Here is a 10,095-nt window from a genome sequence, read left to right on the forward strand (position 1 = left end):
AAGGAGTGCGATTATGCCGCTTACGTGCGGGGCGGCCATGCTGGTTCCGGTGGCCGATGTGTAGTGGGCGTTGACCTGTTTACCTGCGCGGGTTCCGGTGGCGCGCACCGATACGATATCGACGCCGGGTGCGACCACCTCGGGTTTGAGCCGATCGTCGGCCGTCGGACCGCGTGAGGAGAACTCGGCGACCAGACCGTTTGCCGTGGTGGCGCCGACCGTTATCGCCATGCGGGCCGCCGCGGGACTGCCTATCGTTCTTCGCGCGGGCCCGTCGTTTCCGGCTGCGACGCATACCACCACGCCGGCTGCGACCGCCATATCGCAGGCCTCGCAAAGCATATCGGCGCCATCGGATGAGCCGCTTGAGCCGAGCGAGAGGTTAATGATATCGGCTCCCAAATCAACCGCCCACTCGATGGCGGCCATAACATCGCTCGCTCTGCCGCTACCGTCGGCCTGCAAGACCTTACCGGCTAAAATCAGCGCATTTGGCGCCATTCCTTTGTATTTGTCATCAGAATATGCGCCGCTGCCTGCGGCGATTCCGGCAATATGGCTTCCATGGCCGTTGCTGTCTTTAAATCCTTCGAGGGTAAAGTCTCTGGTTGCAACGATGCGCCCTGCAAAATCGGGGTGATCCGTGTCGATGCCGGTATCAATTACCGCCAACATTACTCCCTTACCTGTATAGCCGGTCTGCCGGACTGCAGGTGCTCCGAGCGGGCCGTCGGACTCGTCAAGGACCGCGTAGACCTTCTCGTCTTCTTCGATCCTCTCAACCCAGGGCTCCTGGGAAAGTCCTTCGATGTGACCGGCCGGTATCAAAAGCGACACGGCGTTTGCCGTTTTAAGCACATGGCGAATGCTTACAGGGGGCCTTTTAATAAGCTCTTCTATAAGTTCTTTCTCGAGCATGCGCATTTTTATGATAACGTGCACTTGCTCGTCCATTGGTAGTTTTGAAATTCTTTCGGCCAATTTAGCCGCAACTCGCATGTGTACCTCCTTGTGGGGTGGTGCTGGGTAGTATTATAAAATCGATGTTAGACCGATATTAGATTGGTTATAGGGTCGCTCTGCTTTCGGTACGAATTACCTTGCGTCGATGTAACCGAGCAACAGGCCGATAACAACGGCGATAAGCCAGCAAACAGCCATAAAGCCCAGTGCCTTGCGATATCCGACCCAGCGCCCCAACACCGACAAAACCGGAAAATTTATCAGTGGTGCGGTAAGCATAAGCGAAACCGCGGCGCCGAGATTCATCCCTTTATTTAAAAGGACGCTTAGCAGCGGGATCTCCGCACCTCCGACAAAATAGAAGGGAATCCCGATAAGGGCCGCTTTGAGCGCCGAGAAGGGCCCGCCCAGGAGCGCCTCGACGGTCGCCTTCGATACCACCACGTCGACCAGGGTCGCCAGGAAAAGGCTTAAGAACAGCCACGGCAGCATAACCCTGGCCAGGCCGAGCAGGTTGCGCCAGACGCCGGCAAGTGTCACGCTGCCGCCGGCGTTGTTGATATCTTCTGCTGAGACTTCAGAAAAGTCCCGGCTGAAAAGCGTCTCTACATCCGAGTCCATGGCAACCGCCGCAAGCCGCGGCTCTATCAGCTTGACGATAAAAAGCGACAGGGCATAAACAAAAAGAAGCGCCACCACCAGGCGTAATATCATGAACTGTACGCTTACCATAGATGTCATGATAAGGGCCGATAAGCCGGCGCCGGCGCCGGCGATAAATGTGAGAACCGGCGTCCACTGTGCGCCGCTTCGCCTGGCTATGGCGGCCATGGAAACGCGAAAGGCGGGTGTTGCGGGGATCAAGACGCCCAAAAACGCAGAGACCAGAGTCTCCCGATTTTTCATCTGTTGGAGCAATTTATCCAGCCCGCGGGCTGGGAAATACTCGACAACCACCGCGGATATTACAAGTGCTATAATAAAAAACGGGAGAATGTCGATGACCAAGCCGCGGAATGTTTGCAGTATCTGTACAAAGATCAAGGCTATCTCTCCCGATAAAGTATTTTACTAAGTTTAACCGCTTTTCAATAAGGCTTTCAACTTAAACCGAGATATTTTAAAATCATCACAGCGATTTTAAGCGCCACGAGACAGCCGTAGCGAAGCGAGAGATACTTGGTGTTGAAGGGATAGAGATGTCACCTAAACGCGCCTTGCGCCGGATTACGCGTGACAGGCGGGACGCCTTGTGTGATGATGAGCGCCAATGTAAGGCTTTAGCCATAAAAGAAATATTTTTCGCCCAGCCGGAGTTTAAAAAGGCTAAGGTAATACTCTTTTACGCGGCTTTCGGGAGCGAAGTGCCGACGCTCGATATGATGGAGGATGCCCTGCGACTCGGCAAAGAGGTCATCCTGCCGATTACCGACGTTGAGACCAATGCCCTCGTGCTTAGACAAGTCTTCGATCTCGAAGGCCTGCAGCCGAGCAAATACGGCATTCCCGAACCGGTTATCGAGAAAACCGCCCACTGTGAGGCAAGCCGCATCGACCTCGTGCTGGTGCCCGGTATGGTCTTTGATGAGGCCGGCAATCGTATCGGCTACGGCGGCGGTTACTACGACCGCTTTCTACGGCAGCTCGACCCATCGGTTTCCTGGGTATCCGTTGCATTCGAGCTGCAGATCGCACCCCTTATCCCAAAAGAGAGCCATGACCTGCCGGTTGATAAGATCATTACCGAGCAGCGGGTTATCGATACCCATGGGGGACGGTTGCGAGAGCGGAATCCGTCCGGGGATAATCTCTAAATCACACCAACCCGAATTTCCAAAACACCAGGATGGCGATGGCGGCTGCTACGAGTGAGCCTGTTATAAGTTGGGCTGGCGTGTGCTTGTTGAGGGTGAGGCGGGCCCAGAATATGACGGGGATTAAGAGAATGGCCGGGGTTGCGGTTACGCCGAACAGAGCGATGAGGGCGACGACGGTTGCAGTTGCGCCGGCGGCGTGCAGGCTAATCTTCCAGAAAATGGTGGTCGCCGTGATCGCGGCGCCGGTGATGACTACCATCCACGAGACCGCTTTTACAGCGGCCGGGGCCCCGATTATGTATACGGCAATTAATCCCAAAGCCGCACAGGCAAGCGAGAACAAAAAGGGCTTAATCCTGTCTTCGCGCCTGCTGATGTGGGCGTCGCTTACCATCTTCAACCGTATCCTGCGGTTAATATCCCAGAGTGGAAGGGCGCTAAAAAAGAGCGCTGTTACCAGCCAGTAAAGAAGGGCCGTCTTAAGGCTTCGCGACGAGACGATGGCTACGAGCAGGAAGAACGGGGCCGACAAGTAATAGGGGTTAAAGATATCAGATATGCGACTGGCTACTTTTTCGCGGTTCAAAAATCTTCACACCACCCATCTTCTGCTTCCGATAGGCCACATTAATCTCCGCCCCTATTAAGAGGAGCATGGCGGAGATGTTGAGCCAGAACATGAGTAGGACAATTGTTGCAAGACTGCCGTATACCACACCGTAGCTTTTGCTGGCAAACATATGTATATAGACGGCGAACCCGTATTTTACCACCTCTGAGGCGAATCCCGCCACAAGGGTGCCGAGCCAGACATCCTTAAACTTAAGCTTAACGTTCGGCACGAACCGGTAGACGGTTAAGAAAAGCAACAGGGTCGATATAAAGCCGATGGCGTAGGATAAGAACGTCCAGGCAAAGGTTACAACCTGTCGCGGGAAAAACAGGTTTAACACCTGGTCCCGGAATACCGAAGCAACCGACGTTGCCCCAAACGAGATCAACAGGAGCAACATGATGAGCAAAAACACTCCTAGCGCGATAAGACGTTGGATGATGATATTCCTCGTCTCTTTAACCTCGTAAACAGCGTTGAGGGCTACTCCGAGACCGCCGAATAATCCGGTTGCCGACCAGATAAGGCCGATCAGCGCGATAACGCCCGCGCTTGGCCTGTGAGCGATGAGCTTATTTATAGTATCCTGTACGGCCTGCTCTATCGTCGTTCGTATGGTGTCGGTAAGCGATGGAAGGCTCTTGAAGACATAGGCGATGATCTGCTCGCGCAAGGCCGGGCTCTCAAGAAAATAACCGAGCGCGATACCGACGAGAATAAGGATCGGGAAAAGGGAGAGAAACGTAAAAAAGGCGATGCCGGCGGCGAGCAAAAACCCGTTGTGTTCGTTGAACTTGAAATAGATCGTTACCGCGAATTTATAGATGTTTTTCAGCCGTTGCACTGGGTGCCGCTCCTTTGTTCCTGTTCCCGGCGCGTCTAAGGTTTTGCTTGAATTGATCCATTCCTAATTCGGTCTCAGATGCCTCCTTTCCTTTAATTAAGTTGCGCTCGAGGCGAAATTCCATCTCGGCGCCCGTTACCGCCAGGCTATCGATAGCAACCAGCTTCTTCTTAGAACTGTCTATATTAAGGAGGTCAAGCGTATACGGTACCCCCGCTTCATTCTGGAATGTGCGCAGGCCCGCCGCTCCGGTAGTGCCCGCGTTGTCTATTACGCAGCCATTCTTTTCGGTAAGCCCGGCCTTGTGCGTGTGGCCCACCAGGACAATCGGAACCTGTCCGAGGAGGCCCCGCACCGCTTTTGGATTATGCACCGCAAGGATGAGCGGTTTTTCTGGCTGAGATTCAAGAATACGTTTGACTTTAAGCCGGAACGTCGCCATCACCGCGTCGTTGGCCGGGGCTACTTCAGAGCTTGCCGATGCCGGATCGGCCATGCCCAGAATCGTTATCCCTTTAACTGTGACCGGTTTTCCATCAAGGAATACCACGTTTTTGATTTTGCGCATAAACGAAGCCGTGGCCGACGAGTCATGATTTCCCGGTACGTAGACATACGGCACGGGAAGCGAGGAAATCCCTTCGGTGAGCTTGGTCTCAACCGGCGTGCCGAAATCGGTGATATCGCCGGTGTCGATGACAAGGTCAACGTTAAAGTCCTTGACGACCCGCTTGATCAAATCCAGCGCCACCGGGTTGTTGTGGATATCCGAGACATGGAGCACCTTGATCGTATCTTCCTTGATGGGGTGCCAGGCATCGATTTTCGAATAGAAGCTGTCTACGCTTGCGGCGATAGCGCGTATTTCGTTTCTGAACGCCTTGATATCGCCGAGGCGTTTGGCTATCTCTTCGGTCGCCCACGGCGCCGCCGTTAAAGCCCCGCTATAGCTCGGCTGCTTGAACGCGTAGACGTTAAATGTTGCGTACGTTCCCCAGAGGAGCACCCCAACGAAAGCGACCCCCACGAAGGTGCCCGCAACCGCCTTATAGATGCGCCTGCGCGGTGAGAGGGCGGCGCCCAGCATCCCCCCGATGGCGGCAAGCACTATGAGGCGAATGACAAACTGCCTGAAAGCCTTTTTGCCCTCTGTCTCGATTTTCTTGACCAATTCGCCGCCGGTATCGATCTCATCGGCGCCCTGGCCGATCTCGTGCGGATAGATGCGCTCCACCCCGACCCGTATACGAAGCGGTGTCTTATGCGTTGCTGCCGTGACCTCGCCGAACGGTGGGATGGCAAGCTCGGTCTGCCCGTGCGCGGAGGGTTCTATCCCAAAGCCCAGGCGAAGTCCATCAACGTCATAGGAGGAGTAGCCAAACAAAAGGGCAAAGGTACCGCTTGCAACTATCGCGATTATCAGGGCGACGGCCCAGGAGGAGAGTATCTTTCTAACTACGTCGGGCAAAAAAACCACCAACAGACTTCCTAGATACTTATAAAAGATTTATTAGAGACTTATTAGAGACTTGCTAAAAACTTATTGGCCTAGCGAATAAACGATACCGGCGCGCCGACATGCCCGCGCACGGGGATCTTGAGTCCATCCAGTGCAAATTGGATATTTATCTGCCATCCGACAAGCGCTTTTAGTTCCAGGCGCATCAGCGGAAATTTCGGGTCGTCTCGTATGATATAGAAACCATTTTGCAGGTAGAACTCGATAGGCCCGAGGGCGTGCTTCTCGTCCCGCGTCGCAAACGTTTCTATGGCTTTCACTTTGCGCTTGACCAGGCTTGCTTCAACCGATTGCAAAAGCACTCGGCCAAGACCGCGCCCGCTTGCATAGGAGCGAACGTATAAACACGTCAAAAGGTATGCGTCATCGCTGACCGGGGTTGAGAACCGTTGCGCTCCCGGAAAAAATCTTGCGGGTCCGTACTGGGCGTAGGCAAGTGCCTCGTTGTCGACGTAAATCATCTTGCCGCACGCACCGCACTCTCTAATAAGGCGCCTCATGCGGTCTGCTTTGGCTTCATGCGCCCGCTCGGGGTCGGTCTCTGTCGGCAATCCTTCCCAGCGCGTGCAGCTTGCGCACTCCAAACCGGAGCGCAGCAGCGTCTTTGGCGTTACCGGCACTATTTTTCTGCGCATAGCGATCCCTCGAAATCGATGAAGTTCCTCTTATTTAATTGTAGACAATACTCGCCCGACTGCAAGTTCGTGCGCTTTCTCTCCCACCAATCAAAAAACCGCTTGTAACCAGGCAGGTTGCCCGATATCAAGCGGTTAATATTAAAAGTTTAAAAGCCCGGCTGCAATAAGTCTATTTGGATTCTTCTTCCTTTTCTTCCGGTTTCTCGGCTGGTACTTCAACCGGTTTTTCAGCTGGTGCTTCGGCTGATGTTTCAACCGGTGTTTCGGCTGGTTTCACAGCCGGCTTTTTAGCCGGTTTCTCCGTTACCTCTTTGGTCTTTTGCTCGGCGGTTGAAACCGCTTGCTCGGCTTCCTCGGCCGCTGCGTTGATCTTTTCGCGCACCGTTTGGGATGCGGACTCAACGCCGGTTACCAGGCGCTCTCTGGCCTCCTCGATGCGGCCCCTTAACTCCATGCCCCGCTCGGTCGCCATGCCGCGTACCCGGTCGAATTGATCCCCATATTTCTCGCGGCCTTCCTCCATCATCTCCTCGGCGCGCTCTTTAAGGCGCTCCCTGGTTTCTTGGCCAGCGCGCGGTGCAAGCAACAATCCGCCGACCGCGCCGACCGCGCCACCGACCACGAAGGCAAAAAACCTCGCGATCTTGCCTTTTCCTGTGTGTGCCATATAACAACCCTCCAAATTAAATTAAACTTTGCTCATTCTAATGAGCTACCCAACTTGCGCTGTTTTTAAACAGCTTTCTTGCGCTTGAGTGCAAACCCTACCAGCATCTCTACGAGATCATCGAACTCGATGCCGTGTGCGGCCGCCGACATCGGCAGCAGGCTTGTCTCGGTCATACCCGGGCTTGAGTTAAGCTCGAGTACGTACGGGTCGCCTTTCTCGCTTACCATGATGTCGATCCGTGAAACATCGCGGCAATCCAACACGGTGTGTACCTTTATTGCGATGTCCTGAATCTTCTGAAGGAGGTCCTTCGGAAGCCTTGCCGGGATATGGTACTCCGCCTGGCCCATCGAGTACATCGAGTCGAAGTCGAAAAACTCCTTGCTCGTGCTGATCTCGATCACGGGAAGAGCTTTCGGGTCATGGTCGCCCAGGACGCTCACGCTTACTTCGACACCCTTGATGTACTGCTCAATGATTACCTTGTCGTCGTAGCTGAGCGCACCGATCAAGGCGCCGGGAAGCTCTTCTTTGGTGTGTGCGATCTTGATACCGAGGGCCGAGCCCTGTCCGGCGGGCTTTACGACAACCGGCAGGCCGAGGCTTTCCACAACGTCATCAAGGACCGCCGCCGCCCCCATCTCGCGGAAGCTGCCGGCGGTCAGCGTATAGTACGCCGGCGTTGGGATGCCTTTTCGTTCAAATATTTCTTTGGAGAGTGCTTTGTCAAAACTAACGGTACTGGCATAAACGCCGGGCCCGGTATACGGGATGCCCATGATCTCGAGCAACTCCTGCACCGTGCCGTCCTCGCCGTACTTTCCATGCAGTGCTATATATACTAGATCGACCGGATTCTGCCTGAGGTTATCGACGAGGTTTTCATCCACGTCGAGCTTGATGACCTCAAAACCTTTCTCCCTTAACGCTTCAAATACCCGATGGCCGCTCTTAAGCGATACATCGCGCTCGAGCGAGCGGCCTCCCATGAGAACCGCTATCCTTTCTCTCACAGCCGTATCCCCCATTTCACTGGCGTAAAAACTCCCTTCGAACTCACTTCGTTTTGTTAAATCCGTTAACTAATAATGTACAACGTTTTGCGTAACGATTGTAAATAACACTACTTTTTCTCGGGCGTATATCCACGCATAAGCGACTTGTAAAGAACTAGTTGGTGCTTGATAACTCCGCCCAGGCGTTTTATTCCCTCATCGATTACTTCGGGAGGGCAATACGAGAAGTTAAGCCTCATATTACTCTTGCCGCCCTCGCTCGCAAAGAACCCCCTGCCGGGCACGTAGGCCACTTTGGCCTCACGGATGGCTTCTGCCAACATCTCGCCGGAATCGAGCCCATCGGGCAGTGTCGCCCAGATAAACAGCCCTCCGTTGGGGCGCGACCAGCTTGAGCCTTCCGGAAAGTACTCCTCAAGCGCATCGAACATCGCATCGCGACGGTCTCTATAGAGGTCGATCAGCACATCGACGTTGTGTCGCCAATCAAACGAGTTCATGTACTCCTCGGTTATCCGCTGGGAAAACGAACTCGTGCATAAGTTGGCCGCCTGCTTGGCGTTTATTAGTTTTTCCAGGATGGCCTTGGGTGCGATAACCCAGCCCAGGCGCATGCCCGGGGCAAATATCTTGGAGAAGGTCCCGAGATAGACGACATTTTCATCCACCGCGCGCAGGAGCACCTTCGCCTCGCCGTCAAAGCGCAGTTTGCCGTACGGGTCGTCCTCTATAACGAGAAACCCGTATTTATCCGCAAGCTCGAGCACTTTGAGGCGCCGGTCCGCCGACATCGTAAATCCCGCCGGGTTCTGAAAGTTGGGGATAACATAGAGAAACTTCGGCTGAATGCCCTGCCTGGAAAGCTCTTTAAGCTTGTCTTCTAAAAGGTCGACTTTCAGGCCATCGTCATCCATGGGGATGCCGACGACGTTGGGCTCATAGCCCGCAAAAGCCTGCAGCGCCCCCAGGTAGCTCGGTGCCTCGACCAGGATGGTATCTCCTTTTCCGATGAATATCTTGCCCAGAAGCTCGAGCGCCTGCTGTGCGCCGTCGGTGATAATCAAGTCATCTACGCCGATTTTCACGCCGCCTTCGGCCATCATCCCCACGATCTGGCGCTTGAGCGCCTCGTATCCTTCCGAGCTGCCGTACTGCAGGGCTTCGGGGCCCTCGCGCAGCATCACCCGCTGGGTTGATTCCACAATCTGATGAACGGGAAACACCCGGGTATCGGGCAGGCCCCCGGCAAACGATATTATATCCGGGCGCGCCGCGACCGCCAGCATCTCCCGTATCTCCGAGGGCTTCATTTGGCTTACCCGCGGCGCGTATAGCTTTGTCCACTGGTCTAATCTAAACTCCGTCATTATCTTACCTTCGGCCCAGCACGCTACCACTTTACTCTGTCTTTATAGACAAAAAACCCCTCATCCCAACGGGACGAGAGGCTTGACTTTCCGCTCGCGTTACCACCCATCTTCGCCGCTACCTCACGGTTGCGGCCTTATGGAGTCGCACGACCCCGGTGATAACGGTACCTCCGGTCGGGCTTACTTTTTGATTCTGCCCGACTGCTCAGGGACGGCTTCCCAGCTAAACCAGGTACCGGCTCCCAGCCACCCCGGCTCTCTTACACCGTGATCTAACCGTACTCTTCCCTTCTACGCACATCTATGTGTTACTTATTGTGTACTAATTGTGCTCCATTTTAAAGTATTATGATAGTTGAGAGAGCCGGCAAAGTCAAACCACAACCAGCCCCCGCCAGCCAGCCTGATGGTTGCAGAGGGGGGTTTTACCGGCCTTGACGCGATACCGTACACCTTTTATACTCAATTATGTTAAAATTAAAAATTCGCCCTCGTAGCTCAGGGGATAGAGCACAGGTTTCCTAAACCTGGTGTCGCATGTTCGAATCATGCCGGGGGCACACTCATTTACCAGGGATGTTATAAAAAAGTTAACAGTTTCTGGGCCGTCCACTTCACTATTTGCACTTGTTTTGCACTTGTAAT

General features: G+C 54.2%; 10 protein-coding genes, 1 tRNA gene and 1 other annotated feature. Of the genes, 2 read left to right on the forward strand and 9 right to left on the reverse strand.

The genetic code is table 11. The features are described 5' to 3' along the window. Together COY37_RS07570 and COY37_RS07575 are read right to left on the reverse strand one after the other, a co-directional pair. The coding region (locus COY37_RS07570; protein WP_286977063.1) for a S8 family serine peptidase at window positions 1–999 on the reverse strand (999 nt) is incomplete at its 3' end. A gap of 96 nt (window positions 1,000–1,095) precedes the next feature. Then, window positions 1,096–2,007: a permease gene (locus COY37_RS07575; protein WP_286678486.1), complete on the reverse strand. Its 912-nt coding sequence runs from the start codon at window positions 2,005–2,007 to the stop codon at window positions 1,096–1,098. 155 nt (window positions 2,008–2,162) lie between these two features. Between COY37_RS07575 and COY37_RS07580 the strand changes: the two genes are divergently transcribed. Then, the gene (locus COY37_RS07580) at window positions 2,163–2,777 is read left to right on the forward strand and encodes a 5-formyltetrahydrofolate cyclo-ligase (RefSeq protein ID WP_286678487.1); all 615 of its coding nucleotides are present in this window, start codon (window positions 2,163–2,165) and stop codon (window positions 2,775–2,777) included. Window position 2,778: 1 nt separating this feature from the next. On the opposite strand, the gene COY37_RS07585 is transcribed toward COY37_RS07580, so the two are convergent. The 7 genes from COY37_RS07585 to COY37_RS07615 form a co-directional block, all read right to left on the reverse strand. Then, complete coding sequence (locus COY37_RS07585; RefSeq protein WP_286678488.1) at window positions 2,779–3,366, reverse strand: hypothetical protein; 588 nt, start codon at window positions 3,364–3,366, stop codon at window positions 2,779–2,781. Further along, entirely contained in the window at window positions 3,332–4,237 is a 906-nt protein-coding gene (locus COY37_RS07590; protein WP_286678489.1) for a YihY/virulence factor BrkB family protein, read from the reverse strand. Before COY37_RS07590 ends, COY37_RS07585 begins: the two co-directional genes overlap by 35 nt. Next, window positions 4,212–5,705, reverse strand: a complete 1,494-nt coding sequence (locus tag COY37_RS07595) for a metallophosphoesterase family protein (protein ID WP_286977066.1) — start codon at window positions 5,703–5,705, stop codon at window positions 4,212–4,214. The genes COY37_RS07590 and COY37_RS07595 overlap by 26 nt, the downstream gene beginning before the upstream one ends. A gap of 80 nt (window positions 5,706–5,785) precedes the next feature. Continuing rightward, window positions 5,786–6,391, reverse strand: a complete 606-nt coding sequence (locus tag COY37_RS07600) for a GNAT family N-acetyltransferase (protein ID WP_286678491.1) — start codon at window positions 6,389–6,391, stop codon at window positions 5,786–5,788. 172 nt (window positions 6,392–6,563) lie between these two features. Continuing rightward, window positions 6,564–7,061 carry a YtxH domain-containing protein gene (locus tag COY37_RS07605; RefSeq protein ID WP_286678492.1) on the reverse strand — a complete coding sequence of 166 codons (498 nt, stop codon included), beginning with the start codon at window positions 7,059–7,061 and terminating at the stop codon, window positions 6,564–6,566. Between the two features lie 65 nt (window positions 7,062–7,126). Further along, the gene (locus COY37_RS07610; RefSeq protein WP_286678493.1) at window positions 7,127–8,077 is read right to left on the reverse strand and encodes a D-alanine--D-alanine ligase family protein; all 951 of its coding nucleotides are present in this window, start codon (window positions 8,075–8,077) and stop codon (window positions 7,127–7,129) included. A gap of 110 nt (window positions 8,078–8,187) precedes the next feature. After that, on the reverse strand, window positions 8,188–9,447 hold the full coding sequence (locus tag COY37_RS07615) for an aminotransferase-like domain-containing protein (protein ID WP_286678494.1): 1,260 nt from the start codon (window positions 9,445–9,447) through the stop codon (window positions 8,188–8,190). A gap of 66 nt (window positions 9,448–9,513) precedes the next feature. Next, window positions 9,514–9,753, reverse strand: a binding site (T-box leader). A gap of 184 nt (window positions 9,754–9,937) precedes the next feature. Here COY37_RS07615 and COY37_RS07620 point away from each other — a divergent pair. Beyond that, a tRNA-Arg gene (locus COY37_RS07620) sits at window positions 9,938–10,010 on the forward strand. The last annotated feature ends 85 nt before the right edge of the window (window positions 10,011–10,095 follow it).

The organism is Candidatus Aquicultor secundus (assembly GCF_002791875.1).
Classification (GTDB): Bacteria; Actinomycetota; Aquicultoria; order Aquicultorales; family Aquicultoraceae; genus Aquicultor_A; species Aquicultor_A secundus.

Bases quoted from the DNA above. Each gene is read 5' to 3' on its own strand.
- COY37_RS07580 (WP_286678487.1), top strand. From the start codon at position 2,163: ATGTCACCTAAACGCGCCTTGCGCCGGATTACGCGTGACAGGCGGGAC.
- COY37_RS07600 (WP_286678491.1), bottom strand. From the start codon at position 6,391: ATGCGCAGAAAAATAGTGCCGGTAACGCCAAAGACGCTGCTGCGCTCC.
- COY37_RS07615 (WP_286678494.1), bottom strand. From the start codon at position 9,447: ATGACGGAGTTTAGATTAGACCAGTGGACAAAGCTATACGCGCCGCGG.
- COY37_RS07605 (WP_286678492.1), bottom strand. From the start codon at position 7,061: ATGGCACACACAGGAAAAGGCAAGATCGCGAGGTTTTTTGCCTTCGTG.